Genomic DNA, 20,628 nt, shown 5'->3' on the forward strand with positions numbered 1-20,628 from the left:
TCGTGTTACCCCGGCGGCGTAATTCCCCGCCCGGTTGCTTGCTGCGCATACTGGCGCACAGACACCGACCGGGCAATCTTTCTGCCGCCCGGCGCATAACAAGGAATACCCATGAAGGTCGAACTCGCCCAATTGGCAGGCCGTGACAACGACACGGCCTACAACCTCGAACGCACCCTGGCGGCAATGGCTGCATGCGCAGCCGATACGCAGCTGATCCTGTTCCCCGAAGGCCACTTGATGGGCTTCCCTTCGGCCGAGTCCGTGGCCGAGGTGGCCGAGCCGCTGGACGGCCCGTCCGTCAGTGCAGTGATCGCCGCTGCCCGCCAGCACAATATCTCCGTGGCCATCGGCATGGCCGAAAACGACAACGGCCGCTTCTACAACACCACGCTGCTGATCACTCCTGAAGGCATCGCGCTGAAGTACCGCAAGACTCACTTGTGGGCCTCGGATCGCGGTGTCTACGAGGCGGGCGATCGCTACACCACCTGCCTGTGGAACGGCGTGCGTGTGGGCCTGCTGATTTGCTACGACATCGAATTCCCCGAGAGCGCCCGCGCCCTGGCGCAACTGGGGGCTGAACTGTTGATCGTCACCAACGGCAACATGGACCCCTACGGTCCGACCCATCGCACCGCGATCATGGCCCGCGCCCAGGAAAACCAGGCGTTTGCGCTGATGGTCAACCGGGTGGAAGAGGGCGATGGCGGTTTGTTGTTTGCCGGCGGCAGCGCATTGGTCGATCCGCTGGGCACCTTGTTGTTCGAAGCCGGACGCGAGGAAGGGCAGTTTGCGGTCGAGCTGGACCTGAACCAGCTGACGGCGGCGCGCCAGGATTATCGGTATCTGGATGATCAGCGGCTGAGGTTGCCGGGGGAGGTGGTTGAGCAGGCGGGTGGGCTGCGGGAGCTGCTGATTCCTGTGCGCTGATCTGGGCCCTGTGCTGGCTGGGCTGACGCCATCGCGAGCAAGCTCGCTCCCACAGGGGCGGGCTCCAGTGGATTCGGATTTTGTAATCGACACAAATCCTGTGGGTGCGAGCTTGCTCGCGATGAGGCCCTGACAAACGACACACCTGATTGACCATTCACCCAAGAACAACAACGCAACACCCGTAATTTGCGCCGAACTCGGCTCTGCCATAAATCCAATAAAATCCGGAGTAGTCGCTCATGGCTCGTTTGCAACGCACCCTGTCATTAGGCTCGGTGGTGCTGTTTGGCATCGCCTACATGACGCCGATCATTGTGCTCGGCACCTTTGGCATCCTCGCTCAATCCACCGCCGGCATGGTGCCGGCCGCGTACCTCGCGGCGCTGGTGGCGATGTTCTTCACTGCCATGAGCTATGGGCGGATGGCTTCGGCGTTCCCGGTGGCCGGCTCGGCCTACAGCTATGTGCGCAAGGCAATCAGCCCGAAACTCGGGTTCATCGCCGGTTGGGCGGTGCTGCTCGATTATCTGTTCCTGCCCATGGCGATCTGGCTGATCGGCGCGGCCTACCTCAACTCCGCATTCCCGGCGGTGCCGCAGTGGGTCTGGGTACTGGCGTTCATCAGCATCACCAGCGCGATCAACATCGTCGGCCTGAAGCTGGCCAACGGCATCAATGCCCTGTTGATGCTGGTGCAGTTCCTGGTGCTGATCGCCTTCGTCGCGCTGTGCGTGCATTACGTCGGCGGTGATGCAAGCACGCCGTTGTGGTCGATCAAGCCGTTCTCAATGGCGACATGCAGATGCCGTTGATCATGAGCGGCGCGGCCATCGCCTGTTACTCGTTCCTGGGCTTCGACGCGGTCAGCACCCTGACCGAAGAAACCCGCGATCCACGCCGCACCATTCCCCGGGCGATCATGCTGATCACCCTGATCGGCGGGCTGATTTTCGTCGGCGTGTCGTACTTCGTGCAGATCGCTCATCCGTCGTTCCAGTTCGACAGCGTCGACTCGGCGGCCTATGAAATTGCCCGCAACATCGGTGGTGACCTGTTCGTGTCGATCTTTCTGATCGGCCTGATCGTCGGTCAGTTCGCCTCGGGGCTGTCAGCCCAGGCCAGCGGTTCGCGGCTGCTGTACGCCATGGGCCGCGACGGCGTGTTGCCGAAGTCGTTTTTCGGGACCTTGCACGAACGCTTCGGTACGCCGATCAACAGCATTCTGCTGTGCGCGGTGGTGGCGTTGCTGGCACTGAAACTGGACGTCACCACCTCGACCTCGTTCATCAACTTCGGCGCGTTCCTGGCCTTCAGTCTGGTGAACCTGTCGGTGATCTTCCATTACTGGATCGGTGGCGAGAAAAAGGGCCCGCGCGAATTCGTGCTGTTCCTGCTGTTTCCGTTCATCGGCCTGTCAGCGGATTTGTGGTTGATGGTCAGCCTCGATCATCTGGCGGTTTATCTGGGGTTGAGCTGGCTGGCGATTGGCGTGGTGTACCTGGCGGTATTGACCGGTGGTTTCCGTCGGCAGCCGCCGGAGATGGATTTCCAGGAAGCCGCATAAAGGAAACTGTAGGAGCGAGCTTGCTCGCGATAAACCTGAGGGCGCCGATGGGCATCTGGTTTTACGCGTTTTCGTTCCCGACCATCGCGAGCAAGCTCGCTCCTACAGGGCGGACATGTGATCCTTAGCGTTTTTGAGTCAAGGGCCTTCTGTTTATGTCGACGTTTTCCATGCCTGCCTCCGGGATTATCCGCATCGCCGCCGCCCTGTTGATCGGCCCTGACGGCCGCACGTTGCTGGTGCGCAAGCGCGGCACCACGGCGTTCATGCAGCCGGGTGGCAAGATCGAGCCCCATGAATTGCCGGTCCACGCCCTGGCCCGGGAGCTGGAAGAAGAGCTGGGTCTGGACATCGACCCGGCGCAGGCCGTTTACCTCGGTCACTTTTCGGCACCGGCCGCCAACGAGCCGGGTTTTGTCGTACATGCTGAGCTCTTTCAACTGAATATTCATTGCGACGTCACCCCGGCGGCGGAGATCGAAGAGGTGCTCTGGATCGACCCGGCCACCGACGGCGATGTCAGCCTGGCGCCATTGACACGGGACCTGATTCTGCCGTTTTATCGAGCATCGCTGACCGCGATCGCCTGATCATCACGCAAAGGACCTCGCCCATGATCCCGCTTCAAGACCTGCTGATTTTTGCTGCTGCCGCGTTGCTGATGGTAGTGACACCGGGGCCGAACATGATCTACCTGATCTCCCGTTCGATCTGCCAGGGGCGCAAGGCCGGGGTGATCTCGCTGCTTGGGGTGGTCGCCGGATTCTTCGTGCACCTGTTTGCCGCCGCTGCGGGTTTGACTGCAGTGTTCCTGGCGGTGCCGATGGCTTATGAGGTGTTGAAGTGGGCCGGTGCGCTGTACCTGTTGTGGCTGGCCTGGCAGGCGGTCAAACCCGGTGCGCGCTCGCCGTTCGAGGCACAGCAGTTGCCCCCGGATTCGTCGCGCAAGCTGATCACCATGGGCTTTCTGACCAGCGCCCTGAACCCGAAAATCGCGGTGTTCTATCTGTCGGTGTTTCCGCAGTTCATCACGCCGGAGCACGGTTCGGTGTTCACCCAGAGCATCATCCTCGGCCTGACCCAGATCAGCGTCAGTTTCTGCGTCAACCTGCTGATCGCCATGTTTGCCGCAGGCATCGCCTCGTGGTTCGTCAACAATCCGACCTGGCTGGCGATGCAGCGCTACTTCATGGGCTTTGTATTGTCGGGGCTGGCGCTGCGGCTGATGCTTGAGCAAAAACGGATGGCCTGAGGATGTGGATCGAACGACTTGATGCCAGCCATGCCCTGGACTACCGGGCACTGATGCTCGAAGCCTACGACCTGCACCCGCAGGCCTTTACCTCGAGCGTGCGTGAGCGGGCAGCGATGCCGCTGAGTTGGTGGGAGTCGCGCCTGACCGGCAAGCTGGACGTGGTGCTCGGGGCGTTCGAAGAGGGCCGGTTGGCTGGCATTGTCGGCCTCGCGTTCGAGCCTCGGGAAAAGGCCCGGCACAAGGTGACACTGTTTGGCATGTACGTGACCGCCAAGGTTCGCCAGCGTGGGCTCGGCTATCAACTGGTTCAGGCGGCATTGGCCGAGGCGCAGAACCATGCGGGTTTGCGCCTGATCCAGTTGACCATCACCGCCGGCAACGATGCCGCGTTCAACCTCTACCAGCGCTGCGGCTTCATCCAGTTTGGCCTGGAGCCGATGGCCGTGCGGGTGGGTGAGGATTACTTCGACAAGATCCACATGTGGCGTGAGATATAACCATCACATAGATCCCCTGTAGGAGCGAGCTTTTGTGGCGAGGGGGCTTGCCCCCGTTGGAGTGCGAAGCGCTCCCCAGCATTTCTTCAGACACATTGCGCTTGCAGTTTTCGCGACTGCTTCTCAGCCGAACGGGGGCAAGCCCCCTCGCCACAAAGACCGCATCGTCTGATTGTTCTAGCGAACGGCGCTGACCCCATCCAGCGTCGAAAACGACGTGTCCTTGGCCGTCAGCAAGAAGTCGCGCATGTACGGCGCATCGAGCATGTCGGCGCGGATCGCCGCATACAGTGTGGCGAACAAACCTTTCTCACCCAGCCGCTTGGCTTTCACATAGCCTCGCGAGCTGTATTCATGCAGTGCCCAATGGGGCATGCCGCACACGCCGCGACCGCTGGCCACCAGTTGCATCATCATCACTGTCAGTTCCGAGGTGCGGACCTGGGCCGGCTCGATGTCGGCGGGTTCGAGGAAGCGGGTGAAGATGTCCAGCCGGTCCCGTTCCACCGGGTAGGTGATCAAGGTTTCCGGGAGCAGGTCTTCGGGGACGATATAAGCCTTGCTGGCCAGGCGGTGCTGGTTGGCCACCGCGAGCATCGCTTCATAAGTGAACAGGGGGACATAGGTGATCCCGGCCAGGTCCACCGGATCGGAGGTCACCACCAGGTCCAGGTCGCCACGGGCCAGGGCAGGCAACGGGGCGAAGGAAAACCCTGAGGCCAGGTCCAGTTCGACCTCCGGCCAGGCGTCGCGGAACTGGTCGATGGTCGGCATCAGCCACTGGAAGCAACTGTGGCACTCGATCGCCATGTGCAGACGACCGGCGGTGCCACCGGCCAGGCGACTGATGTCGCGCTCGGCGGCGCGCAGCAGCGGCAAGGTAGCGTCGGCCAGTTGCAGCAGGCGCAAACCGGCGCTGGTGAAGCGCACCGGTTTGGTCTTGCGCACGAACAGCGGCATGCCCATGCGCTCCTCCAGTTCCTTGAACTGGTGGGACAGGGCTGACTGGGTCAGGTGCAGGCGATCGGCCGCATCCACCAGGCTGTCGGCTTCGCGCAAGGCGTGCAGGGTCTTGAGGTGACGGATTTCAAGCACCGGAGGCTCCATGAGGAAAACTTGTCGATAAATCGAAAAGGTTGAGTTTGTCTCATGTTGATGCCGCTGTCGACCACAAGCACGGCGGAGCACATGGCATGCTCCGCCGTTGTTACTTTACAGCGAGGAAAAGTGTTTGTTGCCCAGCGGTTTGCCAATGTCTCCGCGCCAGATCGCCTCGACCGTACCGCCACTGGCGGCCACGTCCTTCTGCCATTGCAGGCCCAGGTTGCGTTGTTCCGGCAGTTTCAGATGGCCTTTGACGAAGTCGCTGAACTGGGGCTTGGCCGAGGTGTAGTGGAAGTGTGCGTACCACAGGGGTTGCGCCGGTTCGCTTCGCAGGTCGCGCACCTCGTACTCCTGGAGGAAATCCCTGCGTCCATCCGTGCGTTTACCCAGATCGCGCAGGCCGCCCTCCTTGCTGATGTCCACCACGCGTTGTTCAAGCAGATAGTCCAGATAGCCCTCGGTGGGGGTTTTGCTGTTCAGGGTCTGCTCAATACGCAACGTGCGGCCGGCACGGGTCAATTCATTCGCGCGATTGCGCAATTGCAGCGCGACCGTCTCCGTGGGCGACAGGCGTTCGATGGCCCGGGCTCGCATGTTCAGTTCCTCGGCTTCACTGATCATCATGTGTTCCAGATCGACCGGCAACATGTCCTGACGGGCGTGGCCTTCGACTTTGCTTTTGTAGGCGTCCACGGTGCCGAGCCTTTTCCTGGCCTCCACCAGCAACGGCATGATATCGGTCACAAGTTCCGTTGGCGCTGCCGCCACGGGTTCACTGAGGTGATATTTGCCGCTGGAGGAACGGGGTAGCCAGGTTTCCCTGAACCCATTTGCACCCTCGACGGTGAAGCGCTGTTGGCGGGTTGCGGTATCCGTGCTGGCGATGCCGATGAGCAACTGATTGTCTTCCGTCTCGAACAGCTGCTTTGACGCATTTACCGCTTTCGCACTTTTGGACGGGCGAGTCTTGATGGCATGACGAGCCGCCGCTTCGACTTCTGCCAGATTGTCGAGAAACGCCGTGACCTGCTCCAGATCCAGATGCTGCGGATAACCCAGGGACCAGGCCCCGAGGTTGCGACGAAATTCGGCATAGGTCGCCAGGCAATCTTCGAGCACCTTGTTGCGCTGGGTAAACGTGGCCTGTACTTCAGGCAATTGATGTTGGGTCAGCAGCGCTCGCCCGACCTTGTCGCGGGCCTGTTTCAACTGTACGTGAAAGTAGACCCAGGACTGGTCGGTGACGGCGTTGTAGTGAGTGATGATCTCCAGCTCATTTGCCGTTTTCAGATAGTAGTAGTTGGCATCGCTGAATTTTTCGTTAACCGTGGCCATATCCGGGGCCATCTTTGATTTTTGCACGCGGTTGGTGATCCGTCCGTTCCATCGATTGGCTTCTGCGACCTGAGTGTGAAGCCGGTCGAAGTCCTTGAGAAACTCGATTCGGATTTCCTTGCGTTGCGCCATCAGTTGAATGTGTGCGGTGGTATTGCTGAACGGCGTGGCCTCCGAACGGGCAATCATTTGATCGATGCGGTTGAGGTGTTCCACCAGGCGCTCCTTGACCAAAGCGATCCGCCGTACCCATCGGTCGACGATGACCCAGGCGCAGCGGCTTTGAGCATCTTCGACCAGCATGCGTCTGCGGCCGTGGCTGATCAGCATCAGTTCTTCAAGGTTCAGGTACTGGGCCTGCGCCAGTTCGATGTCGTTCACGCAAAGAATGTCGGCATTGGCTCGAAGCGGTTGGCGCTGCTCCCGGTCAAGGCTGAAGTAATGTTCCAGCACAGTGTTGGAACTGCGGGTCTGGGTCCCGATGCGCCGGGAGTAGGCATCGGCAGTGTTGGTCAGCGTCAACTGGCGTCGCAACGCCCGATCCGTCCACCAGCGTGGCAGCCAGCGGCGAATGGCGGCGGGCCAGAGCGGGTCGAGGCCGTCAGCCATATGACCGAGCACCGCGCCGCCACCGGCACCGCCTCCTGCCGTCACGGTGCCGTACACCGCGTAATGGGTTTTCCAGTTGCCGGTTTCATCCAGGGCGATGGGTTGTTTGTAGGTTCGGGTGCTGGTTGCACTCAAGCGCCATTGCGGTGGGTTGTCGGTCAATTCGATGCGATAGATACGACCCTGGCTGACCATGAAGTCGCCGTCGGCGTGGCGATAAACGTTGCGATAAATCCCTTCGGTGCCCGGTTGCAGGCCGGCGAAGGAAATCTCGTGTTCGTACTCATAGCCCCTGAAGCGTTCGAGGGTGCGTCGGACGTGCTGCGGGGTCGAGACCTGCAAGGCGCCCGGTTGTCTGGTCAGGGCGCGCAATTGTCGCCCGCGAGTGGCGGCGCGCGCGGCACTGGAAGTGGCGCCAACAACGGGCAGCACATCCATGGCAGCGTCGATCAACGACAGCAACACGGCTTCCACCTCGGCCAGGCCATGGCCGACATCACCGCGCAGGAAGGCCGCCGCTGCCTGGTTGGCGCTGTTCCAGGCGTCGTACAGGGCAATGGCGGTACCGATGAAAGGCACGACGCCCAGCGCCATTTTCAAGTAGTTGAACATGGCCCCGGAGCGCAGCGCGACGTGCTCCAGATACAAGGCATCGTTGGAGCGCGATGTCGACCGATGCGCCTCCAGCAAACGGCCCATGTGCACATTGAGCAGATGCGCTGCCAGGGATGTACTGGCTGGCCAAGCGGTGCCGACGCCGATCAGGGCATCGAAGTTTTTCACCCGGGCCTGGTTGATCCGGCTGACGTGCGAGGCAAATTCCCCGGTCAGGGCGCGACCGGCCAGGTAGTTGACCATCGTGCTGTTCAGGCATTGGTTGAAGAGGAACGTCCGCGCCTGTTCAAGGCTGTCGAACTGACGCACAAACACCCCATCGGGGCAGTCAGGCCGATAGAGCAGGGTCAGGCCGCTGATCTGCTCGACGATAAAGGTCACCCCGGCCAGGGTGCTCGGCCCCTCGCCCGGCGTGTCCGTGCCGCCAACGGTCAGGTGCGCAGGCAACAACACGATGCGCTTGCCGTCGACCGCAAAGGCTTCACGACTGTTGGCGTCGATGGCGATCTGCAGCACGCGCTGGCCCGAGACGTCGATGTCCTTGGCCAGCACGGCGAATTCGCCGTGCAACTGGAGCATCAGCCGCCACGGTTCGCCCAGGCATTCACGACGAAATTCACTGCTGAAGGCCGAGGCGCCCGGGGCGCCGAGGAAGGTTTCGCGAATCAGCGTTTCGTATTTTCCGGCCAGATCCAGCTCGGTGACCATGTTGCGCAGGTAGTCCTGGGTGATGCCGGTTTTCAGTTTCTGCCGTTGCGCCTCGTCGGCGCCGCTGATCTGGACCCGCATCAACGACACCCGATACCACATCGACTGATCGATATTGCCTTGCGCCAGTTCGGCGAGGGACAACAAGCTGCGCTGCTCGCTGCCGGTCAGTACATTCTTTTGCGGTGTTCCCGGCGCTGCGCCCTCGATCAGCACCTTGCGCCACGTGGTGGTGTCGGGGATGTCCAGCATCACTTCAGCGGTTTGCGTCAGGGCGAAGTCTTTACGCAGGCGGGCGTCGATGGCCTTTTTGCTGAATGACTCGCGCAGTGGCAGTTCCCGTTCAAGCAGTTGATGGGAGCGCTTCATCGCCGCGATGTAGGCGGTGAACAACGCCTTGAGCCGATCGCGTTCGGCCGCGGACAGTGCGCTGAGGGACGACGGCAAGCGTGTTGCCAGCGTGGCGCTGCGGTTTTGCTCGACGATTTGTGCGAAGGCCAGCTCCCGCGCGGAGACAGTGGGGACGGTCAGGCGGGCGAGCGTCTGTTCACGCAGTTTTTCCAGTTCCGCCGTGCGTTGACCAGCATGGGAGGGCACGGGGTTGGCGGTCATCAGCCGCGTCGCATGCTGTTCACAGCTGTGAAGCTGGGTTTGCAGGGCGTACTCGAACGGGTTGCCGGCCAGCGGCAAAAACTGCAGCGCTTGCGTGTCGTCGTTGGCCGGCTGCCTGAACATCTTCTGCTCCAGGGCATGGCGGGAGGCGAACCGTTGCAGGCCGCCGAAATGTCCGGGCCAGTAGAGCAACACGCTGTCGCTGGCGGACGGCAGCAATGCCGATGGCCGGGCAAACAGCAGTACACCGTCGAGCTCCTGGGTCTGCGTGCGGAGGGTGTCGCCTTCGCTGTCAGTCGCGGTCAACACCAGTCGGGCGACCACCACATCGGCCGGTCGAGGTTTTTCGGGCGCGTCGAGCACGGCCGTCAGCCACTGATATTCATCGCTGCTGATCTGATTCAGGTTCAATTGCAGGTCGGCTTCGGCACGCAGGCCACTCAGGCGCGCCTGGTACAGGGCCTTGTAATGTGTGCCCGACGAGTGGCGCAGTTCCAGCAGTTGCGGTGCATCGTTGGCGCTTAACAGGGCACTTGCGGCCTCGCTGCTGGCCTGTTCGGCGGCGCGCAGAGCGTCGAATTGCTGTTGCAGCCGCTGCATGCGCGGGTCGTCGGTGGTGCCTGCAAAGTCCGGCCCCAGAAAGTTTTGCAGTGCCGTTTGCTGTTGCACTAAAGCGCTGTGACGCAGGCTGAAGGGAACGTCGGGGCTCAGTTGCCCGAACGGGGCGATGTCGTTGCTTGTATCCGGCAGGGGCAGGTCGGTGGGCGAGGCAAAAACACGGTCGTTGCGTTGCCGCTCGGCAGGGGCTGCGGCCAATCCCGCTAAAAGGGACTCCCCACTTTTCGTCAGCTGCGGGGTGTCCAATACGGTGTAATCGACCGTGACGCGGCTACCCTCGGGTTCAGGTTGCTGCTGGGTCAACCAGCGTTCCAGACTGTTGCGATTTTCAAAGGTCATCCAGGGCGCTTGCCGAGACGGCAGATACAGCAACTGGGTAACCGGTTGGTCGGTATTGCGGGTAATGACCAGGGCACCCGCCAGTTCGTCAGTCAGACCGCTGTTGCCCCTGAGCGACAGGGTCTCGACGTAAATCAGGATCTCGGCGGAGGTTGTCTGCGCTGCCGGGTTGACGAGATCCAGCAGTACGCCGAGCTGCTCGGCATTCAAGGTGCCTTGGGCAAATGCCAATTGGCACGACGCTTCGAAATGCTGGCGATACAAGCGAAGGGCCTGTGCCTGGCGTGAAACGTCGGTACCGCGTGCGCGTGCCTGCCACCAGTTCGTGGTCAAGGGAACTTGCGGGTTCTGTGCCATGAGGGTCAGCCATTGATCGCGGCAGTCGTTCCAGCGCGCCGAGGCGCTCATGTACAGGTTTTCATCCGTGTCTTGGGCCAATGAGGAGACGAGGCCGAAGTCGGCCAGCGGTGCGGCAGGTGATTCGTGCATGAAGAAGGACTCCGATGGGTGAAAAATCGGGGCCATTAAAGTTCGTTCGAGAAGCGGCATGGTGGTACATAGTTATCGCGTGCCGCTGTCTGGTCTGATGACCGTCCGGCACTCTTCATCAAACTGTCACGTAACTGTGGCAGCGCGCTTGAACAAACTTCATCAGACTCGCGCTCTACTGGGGTTCTGCGTTTCGGTGTTTCTTCATGCGTGTTTTCTTATCAAGATTTGTTTTTTTGGCCGCCTTTTTATTCGGCCTGCCGTCATTGGCGGCGTCTCGTTGCGATGTCAATGTTCCGACCGAACGGGTGGATCTGGCCCAGGTAAGCCTGGCGTACCAGAGCATTGGCCGTGCGTCGGATCCTGCATTGCTGCTGGTGATGGGGCTGGGCGGGCAATTGATTCACTGGCCGGACGAAGTGGTTGTCGCCCTGTGCCAGCAGGGGTTCCGGGTGATCCGCTATGACAATCGCGATGTCGGCCTGTCGACCTGGCGGCAAGCACCGGCCGATGCCAACCTGACCTTCGAAGTGCTGCGCTACAAACTCGGATTGCCGGTGTCGTCACCGTACTCGCTGACCGACATGGCCGACGATGGCCTGGGCTTGATGGACGCCTTGCACATCGATCAATTCCACGTGTTGGGCGCCAGCATGGGCGGCATGATTGCCCAGCACATGGCTGCCATGGCACCGCAACGGGTCGAGAGTCTGACCCTGATCATGACCACCTCCGGCGCCGAAGGCTTGCCGGCCCCGAGTGCGGCGCTGGTGCAGTTGTTGGCGCGGCGCGGCGCACCGAACCGCGAAGTGGCCCTGGAGCAACAGGCCGACCTGCTGGCGGCGCTGGGCAGCCCGATAGTGACCGACGATCGCCAGGCGTTGCTGCATCAGGCGGCGCAGTCCTATGACCGGGCGTTCAATCCCGAGGGCGTGAAACGCCAGATCATGGCCATTCTCGCCGAGCCGAGCCGGGTGACCCTGCTCAATCAGTTGCGGGTGCCGGCGCTGGTGGTGCATGGCACCGCCGACCCGCTGTTGCCGGTGATGCACGGGGTGCATCTGGCGGCGCATCTGCGCGGCAGTCAGTTGATCTTGATTCCGGGCCTGGCCCATCGTTTCCAAGAGGCGTTCAAGGCGCCGTTGCTGGCGGCGGTGTTGCCGTACTTGCGCGAGCACCGAGAAGACACTTCACATTGGGCGCAAATCGAGCCTGTGGCCGATCGCAACCTCCTGTAACCCCCCGATCACCTGTGGGAGCGAGCTTGCTCGCGATTGCGGTGTTTCAGCCAACGATGATGTCGACTGGCCCGGCGCCATCGCGAGCAAGCTCGCTCCCACAGGTGATCGGGTCGCTTTGAGCAAGCCCCCTAATGACTCAGGCCGTACTTTTTCACTTTGTCGAACAGAGTGGTCTTGGCCATGCCCAGTTCCTGGCTGGCCTGGGTCAGGTTGCCGCCGCTGCGTTGCAAGGCGTCGCTGAGCAGATTGCGCTCGAACGCTTCCACCGCTTCGGCAAAGGCCAGCCCCTGATTGCCGCCACTGGCACCGGTTTTCTTGAACGCCGGCAGGCCCAGGGCAAAGCGCTCGGCAACGTTGCGCAATTCACGCACGTTACCCGGCCAATCGTGGCTCATCAGGTTCGAAACGGTCTGGTTGTCCAGCTCCGGCACCGTGCGATCGAAGCGTAGGGACGACTGCTGCAAAAAGTGTTCGAACAGTTGCAGGATGTCTTCGCGGCGCTCGCGCAGCGGCGGCAGTTCCAAGGTCACCACATTGAGGCGGTAATACAGGTCACTGCGGAACTCGCCGGCCTTGCTCGACTCGACGAGGTCGGATTTGGTCGCTGCGATGACACGGCAATCCACCGCCACGCTCTGGTTCGAGCCGAGGCGTTCGAGGGTGCGCTCCTGTAATACCCGCAGCAGTTTGATCTGCAAGGGCAGGGGCATGCTTTCCACTTCGTCGAGGAACAGCGTGCCGCCGTCGGCGTGTTCGATCTTGCCGATCCGCCGTTTGCCCGCGCCGGTAAAGGCGTTGGCCTCGTGGCCGAAAATTTCGCTTTCGAACAGGTTTTCCGGCAGGCCGCCGCAGTTCAGTGCGACGAACTGTTTGGTGTGGCGCCGACTGAAATCATGCAGGCAACGAGCGACCAGTTCTTTGCCAGTGCCGGTTTCGCCCTCGATCAGCACGTTGGCCGAGGTGTCGGCGACGTTGGCGATCAGTTCGCGCAAGTTCTGCATGGCTGGCGAACGGCCGATGATCCGCCCTTCGAGGGAGTCACGCTCGGCCAGTTGCCGACGTAACGAGGAGACTTCTCGCGCCAGGCTGCGTTGCTCCAGTGCGCGGCGGGCCACGTCCACCAGGCGCTCCGGGGAAAACGGCTTTTCCATGAAGTCGTAGGCGCCTTTCTGCATCGCGCCGACGGCCATGGAGATGTCGCCGTGACCGGTGATCAGCACCACCGGCAGGCTGCGGTCGCGCTCCTTGAGTCGTGTCAGCAGTTCCAGGCCATCGATGCCCGGCAGGCGAATGTCGCTGACGACGATGCCGGCGAAGTTGTCGCCGACCCGCTCCAGGGCTTCTTCGGCGCTGCCCACGCCAATGCAGGGAATGTCTTCCAGGGTCAGCGCCTGTTGGCAGCCGAGCAGCACATGGGGGTCGTCTTCGACAATCAATACACTAAGGTCGTTGTTCATATTGGCTCGGCGAGAGTGGGGCTTACCAACGGTAAACTGAGGACGAATGCAGTACCACCGCTGGCCGGGTGCTCGACACCCAAGTGACCGCCGGTGGCGGCGGCGAGGCTGGCGGAAAGGGTCAGGCCCAGGCCCAGGCCCTGTTCGCCGGGTTTGGTGGTGAAAAACGGTTCGAACAGGTGCTTGCGCGCTTCGGCGTCGATGCCGTGGCCGTTGTCACGCACCCGCAGGCGGTATTTGCCATCGAACGTTTCGCCTTCGAGCCACAACTCGGGTTGCGGCTGCGCTTGCATGGCGTCGAGGGCGTTACCGATCAGGTTGACCAGAATCTGCTCCAGGCGGGTCTGGTCGATCTGCACCTGCACATCGGTGAAGTCGCGGTGTAATTGCAGCTGAATATTTTCCACCCGGGCGCCTAGCAATTGCAGGGCCGCGTCCACCGCTTTGCCGAGGCATGCCTGGCCTTTGTCGTCTCCGCGCCGGGCGAACGAACGCAGGCTGGCAGTGATCCGGCCCATGCGGTCGATCAATTCGTTGATGGTCTTGAGGTTGGTGCTGGCCACGTCGAGCTGGCCGCGTTCGAGGAAGCGCACGGTATTGCCGGACAAGGTGCGCAACGCCGCCAGCGGCTGGTTCAGTTCGTGGGCGATGCTGGTGGACATCTGGCCGATGGCCGCGAGTTTTCCGGCCTGCACCAGTTCATCCTGGGCACGGCGCAAAGTCTCTTCGGCGAGCCGGCGTTCGCGGATCTGGCCCTTGAGCCGTTCGTTGCTGGCGCGCAGGTCGGTGGTGCGTTCGGTAATCCGACGCTCCAGCTGATTGTTGGCTTCCTGCAAGGCTTCCCGGGCTGCGAGGCGGGTGGCGATCACCTTGCGCCGCTCGTTCCAGGCGATCAAAAGGAACGCCAGGAGGGCAAACGCCACGGCCACCAGGATCCCCTGGTTGATCGCTTCGCGGCGCAAGTCCTGGAGTGGCGTGAGCAGGGTGAAATTCCACGGTGTATCGCTCAACGGCCGGGTTTGCGCCAGATAGCTGATGTTTTCATCGTCGGACACCAGCTCGCTGTTGGCCGGGAACGTGAGTTTTTCCACGCCTTCGGACAGGGTTTCCCGGGCCAGCGGTTGCAGTTCATTGAGCGGGAACCAGTAGTACTGCAGGCTGCGGGCGAGTTTTTCCTTGGTTTCTTCGCTCAGCGGCACCACCGATTTCAAGCGCCGTGCCGGATCGCTGGAAAGAATGATGATGCCGTTTTCGTCGCTGACGAAGGCTTCCAGGCGAGCCCGTTGCCAGCGTTCTTCCATGGCTTCCAGGCGGACCTTGACCACGGCGACGCCGATGATCTTGCCGTGTTCTTCCAGGCCATGGGCCAGGTAGTAACCGGGTTCGCCGTTGGTGCTGCCGATGCCATAGAAGCGCCCCGGCTGACCGCGCACGGCGTTCTGGAAATAGGCGCGAAAGGACAGGTCTTCACCCAGGTAACTGTCGACATCGCGCCAGTTGCTGGTGGCCATGACGCGACCGGTGGTGTCCATCACGTAGATGGCCCGACTGCGGCTGCGCCGGTTCAGGCCTTCAAGGTAATCGTTGACCGTCTGCCGGTATTCCGGAGTCGGGTCGGCCAGCAACTGCGAAACGCTGGTTTCGAGTTCCAGCAGGCTGGGCAAGTAGGTGTATTTGCTGATTTCGCTTTCGACGGCGCGCGCGTGCAGTTCCAGCTGGCGCTGGCCGTTTTCGCTGAGGCTGCGGATGCCGTAGTGCTCACTGATCCAGAAGCCGATATAGCCCAGGCCGATCATCATGGCGATGATCAGTGGCGGCAGGAACAAATGACGAACCAGACGGGGTTTCACGGCGAGTGATGGCGACGTGGCGCGATAAAGAGTGGGGTCGCATTTCATCACAGATGCCTTGGGTCAACCAGCGCTTGCCCGCCTATCTGTAGGAGCGAGCTTGCTCGCGATGGTCGTCAACGATGACGCGTTCATCCTGGATGTACGCGGTGCCTTTGAGTACATCGCGAGCAAGCTCGCTCCTACAGGGGAGGGGCGTACAGCTCTTAGTGCTGCAGAATCTTGTTGAGGAAGTGCTGCGTACGCTCCGCGCGGGCATTGATGTCACCGAAGAACTCTTCTTTCTTGCAGTCTTCGATGATCTTGCCCTGGTCCATGAAAATCACGCGGTCGGCCACTTTACGGGCGAAGCCCATTTCGTGGGTCACGCACATCATGGTCATGCCTTCGTGGGCCAGTTGCACCATCACGTCGAGCACTTCGTTGACCATTTCCGGGTCGAGCGCCGAGGTCGGTTCGTCGAACAGCATGACGATCGGGTCCATCGCCAGCGCACGGGCAATCGCCACACGCTGCTGCTGACCGCCGGACAGTTGGCCCGGGTGCTTGTGGGCGTGGGCCGAGAGACCGACACGCTCGAGCAGTTGCAGGCCTTTCTTGGTGGCCTCTTCCTTGCTGCGGCCCAACACCTTGATCTGCGCGATGGTCAGGTTTTCGGTGATGGTCAGGTGCGGGAACAGCTCGAAATGCTGGAACACCATGCCCACGCGCGAACGCAGTTTCGGCAGGTTGGTCTTCGGGTCGGCGATGGAGGTGCCGTCGACCACGATGTCGCCTTTCTGGAACGGTTCCAGGGCGTTGACGCACTTGATCAGGGTCGACTTGCCGGAACCGGATGGCCCGCACACCACGATCACTTCGCCTTTCTTGACCTCGGTGCTGCAATCAGTCAGTACCTGGAAGTCCCCATACCACTTGTTGATGCTTTTGATAGAGATCATACGGCGAACCTTTTTTGCAGACGCTTGACCAGCTGCGAGGCGGCAAAGCTGATGATGAAGTACACGAGACCCGCGAAAATCAGGAACTCATTGGAGCGGCCAATGATGTCGCCACTGGCGCGCGAAGCATTGAGGAAGTCCACCAGGCCGACGGCGTAGACCAGCGAGGTGTCCTGAAACAGGATGATGCTCTGTTGCAGCAACAGTGGCGTCATCTTGCGGAACGCTTGCGGCAGGATGATCAGGCGCATCATCTGCCCGTAACTCATGCCCAGCGCTTGGGCAGCGCCCATCTGGCCCTTGGGAATCGACTGCACACCGGCGCGGACGATTTCGCAGAAGTACGCCGCTTCGAACATCATGAACGCCACGATGCACGAGGCGAACGCGCCGATCGGCGTGTCTTCGCCGGTGATCCAGCGCAGCACGAACGGTACCGCCAGGTAGAACCAGGTGATCACCAGCAGCAAGGGGATCGAGCGGAAATAGTTAACGTACGCGCCGGCGATGTTCGACAGCACTTTGTTGTGGGACAGGCGCATCAAGGCAAGGATGGTGCCGAGGATGATGCCGCCGATCACGCCCATGGCCATCAGCTTGAGGGTCATGATCATGCCGTTCCACAGGCCCGGCAGGGACGGGATGATGCCCGAGAAGTCGAATTCCATCATTTACCCCCTACGGAAATCAGGCCCGGTACGGCGACTTTCTTCTCGACCACGCGCATCAGCAACATCAGGCTCATGTTCAGGGTGAAGTAGATCAGCGTTGCCAGGGTGAAGGCTTCGAACAGGTTGGCGGAGAACTCGGCGGTCTGCTTGGTCTGCGCGAGCAGCTCCATCAAACCGATCAGCGAGGCCACGGAGGTATTCTTGAAGACGTTCAGGAATTCCGAGGTAAGCGGCGGAATGATGATCCGGTAGGCCTGGGGCAGCAGCACGTTCCAGTAGATCTGCGGCAGCTTGAAACCCATGGCGCGGGCGGCGGATTCCTGGCCTTTTGGCAGGGCCTGGATACCGGTGCGCACCTGTTCGCAAACCCGGGCGGTAGTGAACAGGCCCAGGCACACGACGACGCTGAGGAAGGCCGAGGTGGTCGGGTTCAGATCCTGCTTGTACCACTCTTGCAGGTCGGCCGGCAGCAGGTCGGGTACCAGGAAGTACCAGATGAACAGCTGAACCAGCAGCGGCACGTTACGGAAGAGTTCGACGTAGCAGGTGGCGATGCCCGATACGATACGGTTCGGCACGGTACGCATGACGCCCAGGATCGAGCCCAGTGTCAGGGCGATGATCCAGGCCGCGATGGCGATGCCGATGGTCCAGGCCAGACCGGTCACGTACCAGTCGAAATAGGTCTCGCTGCCCACGCCGGTGGACTTGAAGAACACGCCCCAGTCCCAGTTGTAATTCATTAGGGTCTCCCCTCAGTTCAATCAATGTACAAGTGCCCGCTTGGGGGAAGCTCCGTTCCCGCCCGACCTTTACGATCAGGCACACGCTCCCGGCTCGACAGCCACCGGTTCGAGTGTTTCCAAAAAATGCCAGCAGGAAGTGACCACCTCCTGAAAGGGCCAGGGCCCTCTCAGGAGATAAGGTTAGTCAGAAATCAGGACTTCTTGTCGTCAGCCGCTTTATCAGTCGGCTTGGCGATCAGGGCCTTGAGTTCGTCGCTCATCGGGAAGTTCAGGTTCAGGCCTTTTGGCGGGATCGGTTGCATGAACCATTTTTCGTAGATCTTGTTGATCTCGCCCGATGCGTAGGTGGCCTTGATGGCGTCATCCACAGCCTTTTTGAACGGCTCGTCGCCTTTGCGCACCATGCAGCCGTAGATTTCGTAGGACTGTGGAGTGCCGGTAACGGCCCAGTCACTTGCCTTCTTGGCCTTGGCTGCTTCACCGGCCAGCAGGGCGTCGTCCATCATGAAGGCCACTGCGCGGCCGGTTTCCAGCATCTGGAACGACTCGCCGTGGTCTTTGGCGGAGATGACGTTCATGCCCATCTGCTTGTCGGCGTTCATCGCCTTGAGGATGCGCTCGGACGTGGTGCCTGCGGTGGTCACAACGTTCTTGCCGGCCAGATCAGGGAAATCCTTGTACTTGGAGTCTGCCTTGGACAGCAGGCGAGTACCGATTTCGAAGATGCCAACGGAGAAGTCAACTTGCTGCTGACGCTCGACGTTGTTGGTGGTGGAGCCGCACTCGAGGTCCACGGTGCCGTTTTGCACCAGCGGGATACGGGTTTGCGAAGTCACCAGGTTGTACTTGACCTGGAGGTTCGGCATGTCGAGGTCTTTTTTCAGCGCTTCGACGACTTTCAGCTGGATGTCGTGGGAGTAGCCGACCGGTTTGCCGGAAGCATCCGCGATATAGGAAAACGGAATGGAAGCGTCGCGATGGCCCAGGGTGATGGTGCCGGACTCTTTGATCTTCTTCAGGGTGCCGGTGAGTTCGGCGGCGAAAACTGGCGTGCTGATCAGAGCGGCAGCAATGGCTGCGCCCAGGATATGGGGAACGATGCGCATCAAATTTTCCTCGACATTGTTTTTTTTATGGAGCCAGTTCACCGGCCCTTTTGTGCTGCAAAACACCTGAGCGCTACGATGAGTCGGCGCAAAGGACATTCGTCGATGAAGTGTAGAGCATGACTCGTGCCAGACCAGTGTGAATTGGTCAAAGCATTGATTTATAAGGAAATTAAATATTTTTTGCGTTGGGATTTCACTGAGATGATCCGGTTAACCGAACCGACCCGCAGGTCGCGTTCGGAAAACCGAATGGTGGCAGGGTGCTACCCGATCATCAAATGTATTTGCGCTTGTCCGGTGCTGGCGGGAAGTACTGGTACAACCAGGTTTCACTCAGCGTGCGGTCGTTGGTGCGGATGAACAGGCGCAGCTCGACAGGCTCGACGCTGTCATTGGTTGGGTACCAGTCAAACAGGATGCGGTAGCCCTTGATGTCATCAAGCTTGAGAACGCTGAAATCCTTGACCTCGCCGTTCGAGCAAGTGACTACAGGCTCGATGCCCGTGCCTTCAGGCAAGCGGTCCAGGCCGCCGCCGGTGAAGTCCACGGCAAAACGACGGGCCCAGACTGGCGGATAGTGTTCGCCCGGCGCCCAGCCCTCGGTGAAGCCGCCCATCCCGGAGCGGGTCGCATTGACCCGTGCCAGCGGCGTTCCGACCGGCGGCAATGCGCTCCAGTACAGCTTGTAGCCGTAATTCAGCGAGTCGCCGGCCGCCACCGGTTTCTTCGGCGTCCAGAAGGCGACGATGTTGTCCATGGTCTCGCCGGTTGTCGGGATCTCCAGCAGATCGACCGAGCCTTCGCCCCACGCCGTGGTCGGTTCTACCCACAGGCTCGGGCGACGGCTGTACCAGTCGACGGTGTCCTGATAGCTGGCGAACTCGTGGTCGGTCTGCACCAGGCCGAAGCCCTTCGGGTCGGTATCGGCGAAGGCATTGAATTGCAGGGTGGCCGGGTTGTTCAGCGGGCGGCAGATCCACTCGCCGTTACCGCGCCACATGGCCAGGCGGTCGGAGTCGTGGATTTGCGGGTGAATGGTGTCGCACATCCGGCGCTCGTGGGTGCCGCAACTGAACATGCTGGTCATCGGCGCGATGCCCAGCTGGTCGATGGCGGTGCGTGCGTTGACGTGGGCATCGACCTCCATCACCACGCGCTCGGCCTGGCAGTCGATATCGAAGCGGTAGGCGCCGGTGGCGCTCGGCGAGTCGAGCAGGGCGTAGACCACGAAGCGGGTGCTGTCCTTGTTCGGAGTCTCGAACCAGAACTTGGTGAAGTCGGGAAATTCTTCGCGTTTCTTGGCGTAGGTGTCGATCGCCAGACCGCGGGCCGACAAACCGTACTGGCCGGTGGCGTCTACCGCACGGAAGTAACTGGCGCCGAGGAAGGACACGACGTCGTGCTTGTCCAGTTCCGGGGCCTTGAACAACTTGAAGCCGGAGAAACCCAGGTCGCCCTTGAGCTGTGCGGTGTCGACCGTGGTGTTTTCATAGTTGAACAGCGACGGGCGGAAATGCACTTCGCGGGCCATCCGGGTTTTCGGATCGACGCTGTACATGCGCACCGGCTGCTTGAACCCCATGCCGACGTGGAAGAACTGCACGTCCAGCTGCCCCTTGTTTTCTTTCCACAACGAATGATTGCCGTCGTAGCGAATCGCATTGAAGTTCTGCGGGGTCATGGTCGCCAGGGTCGGCGGCAACTGTTGCTTGGTGTCCTGGTAGCGATTGCTGGCGAGCTGTTTGGCCTGGAGCTTCAGCGCCTCGAAATCGAACGCGGTGGCCTCGCCATCAGCGGTGCCACCGCTGGCGGCCCAGGCCTTGGCGGCCAACAGGCCCGTGGCGGACAAACCGGTGTAGGCCGCGATGGCCATGGAGGCTTTGAGCAAGTTCCTGCGGTGCATAAATACAACCTGTCGTGAGCAATCCCGCG

The 20,628-nt window shown here is 61.1% G+C and carries 14 protein-coding genes and 1 pseudogene; 6 read left to right on the plus strand and 9 right to left on the minus strand.

Annotated features, from left to right (window positions below; translation table 11 throughout):
• Positions 1 to 111: 111 nt before the first annotated feature.
• From KW840_RS09240 to KW840_RS09260, 5 genes and pseudogenes are all read left to right on the plus strand, one after another.
• Positions 112 to 933 (plus strand): carbon-nitrogen hydrolase family protein, encoded by an 822-nt coding sequence (locus KW840_RS09240; RefSeq protein ID WP_218495012.1) that lies wholly within the window; start codon positions 112 to 114, stop codon positions 931 to 933.
• Positions 934 to 1,175: 242 nt separating this feature from the next.
• Positions 1,176 to 2,500 (plus strand): annotated as a pseudogene (locus KW840_RS09245) (APC family permease).
• Between the two features lie 155 nt (positions 2,501 to 2,655).
• Positions 2,656 to 3,090 carry an NUDIX domain-containing protein gene (locus KW840_RS09250; RefSeq protein ID WP_057716233.1) on the plus strand — a complete coding sequence of 145 codons (435 nt, stop codon included), beginning with the start codon at positions 2,656 to 2,658 and terminating at the stop codon, positions 3,088 to 3,090.
• 23 nt (positions 3,091 to 3,113) lie between these two features.
• Complete coding sequence (locus tag KW840_RS09255; protein WP_057716232.1) at positions 3,114 to 3,752, plus strand: LysE family translocator; 639 nt, start codon at positions 3,114 to 3,116, stop codon at positions 3,750 to 3,752.
• A gap of 2 nt (positions 3,753 to 3,754) precedes the next feature.
• On the plus strand, positions 3,755 to 4,252 hold the full coding sequence (locus tag KW840_RS09260; protein WP_090453308.1) for a GNAT family N-acetyltransferase: 498 nt from the start codon (positions 3,755 to 3,757) through the stop codon (positions 4,250 to 4,252).
• 177 nt (positions 4,253 to 4,429) lie between these two features.
• On the opposite strand, the gene metR is transcribed toward KW840_RS09260, so the two are convergent.
• Together metR and KW840_RS09270 are read right to left on the minus strand one after the other, a co-directional pair.
• The gene (gene metR, locus KW840_RS09265) at positions 4,430 to 5,347 is read right to left on the minus strand and encodes a transcriptional regulator MetR (protein WP_007985733.1); all 918 of its coding nucleotides are present in this window, start codon (positions 5,345 to 5,347) and stop codon (positions 4,430 to 4,432) included.
• A gap of 117 nt (positions 5,348 to 5,464) precedes the next feature.
• Complete coding sequence (locus tag KW840_RS09270) at positions 5,465 to 10,681, minus strand: dermonecrotic toxin domain-containing protein (RefSeq protein ID WP_218495013.1); 5,217 nt, start codon at positions 10,679 to 10,681, stop codon at positions 5,465 to 5,467.
• Positions 10,682 to 10,887: 206 nt separating this feature from the next.
• Between KW840_RS09270 and KW840_RS09275 the strand changes: the two genes are divergently transcribed.
• Complete coding sequence (locus KW840_RS09275) at positions 10,888 to 11,919, plus strand: alpha/beta fold hydrolase (protein ID WP_218495014.1); 1,032 nt, start codon at positions 10,888 to 10,890, stop codon at positions 11,917 to 11,919.
• A gap of 131 nt (positions 11,920 to 12,050) precedes the next feature.
• On the opposite strand, the gene KW840_RS09280 is transcribed toward KW840_RS09275, so the two are convergent.
• The 7 genes from KW840_RS09280 to KW840_RS09310 form a co-directional block, all read right to left on the minus strand.
• On the minus strand, positions 12,051 to 13,379 hold the full coding sequence (locus KW840_RS09280; RefSeq protein ID WP_057716229.1) for a sigma-54 dependent transcriptional regulator: 1,329 nt from the start codon (positions 13,377 to 13,379) through the stop codon (positions 12,051 to 12,053).
• On the minus strand, positions 13,376 to 15,277 hold the full coding sequence (locus KW840_RS09285) for a sensor histidine kinase (RefSeq protein WP_090453313.1): 1,902 nt from the start codon (positions 15,275 to 15,277) through the stop codon (positions 13,376 to 13,378). Before KW840_RS09285 ends, KW840_RS09280 begins: the two co-directional genes overlap by 4 nt.
• Before the next feature lie 158 nt (positions 15,278 to 15,435).
• On the minus strand, positions 15,436 to 16,170 hold the full coding sequence (locus KW840_RS09290) for an amino acid ABC transporter ATP-binding protein (RefSeq protein ID WP_057716227.1): 735 nt from the start codon (positions 16,168 to 16,170) through the stop codon (positions 15,436 to 15,438).
• A complete protein-coding gene (locus KW840_RS09295) occupies positions 16,167 to 16,838 on the minus strand; it encodes an amino acid ABC transporter permease (protein WP_057716226.1) in 672 nt (223 codons plus the stop codon). The genes KW840_RS09290 and KW840_RS09295 overlap by 4 nt, the downstream gene beginning before the upstream one ends.
• Complete coding sequence (locus tag KW840_RS09300) at positions 16,838 to 17,584, minus strand: amino acid ABC transporter permease (protein ID WP_057716225.1); 747 nt, start codon at positions 17,582 to 17,584, stop codon at positions 16,838 to 16,840. Before KW840_RS09300 ends, KW840_RS09295 begins: the two co-directional genes overlap by 1 nt.
• Before the next feature lie 194 nt (positions 17,585 to 17,778).
• The gene (locus KW840_RS09305; RefSeq protein ID WP_046041277.1) at positions 17,779 to 18,693 is read right to left on the minus strand and encodes a glutamate/aspartate ABC transporter substrate-binding protein; all 915 of its coding nucleotides are present in this window, start codon (positions 18,691 to 18,693) and stop codon (positions 17,779 to 17,781) included.
• A gap of 277 nt (positions 18,694 to 18,970) precedes the next feature.
• Positions 18,971 to 20,599 carry a glucan biosynthesis protein D gene (locus tag KW840_RS09310; protein ID WP_057716224.1) on the minus strand — a complete coding sequence of 543 codons (1,629 nt, stop codon included), beginning with the start codon at positions 20,597 to 20,599 and terminating at the stop codon, positions 18,971 to 18,973.
• Positions 20,600 to 20,628: the final 29 nt, after the last annotated feature.

Source organism: Pseudomonas sp. PDM30, from assembly GCF_019218985.1.
Classification (GTDB): Bacteria; Pseudomonadota; Gammaproteobacteria; order Pseudomonadales; family Pseudomonadaceae; genus Aquipseudomonas; species Aquipseudomonas jessenii.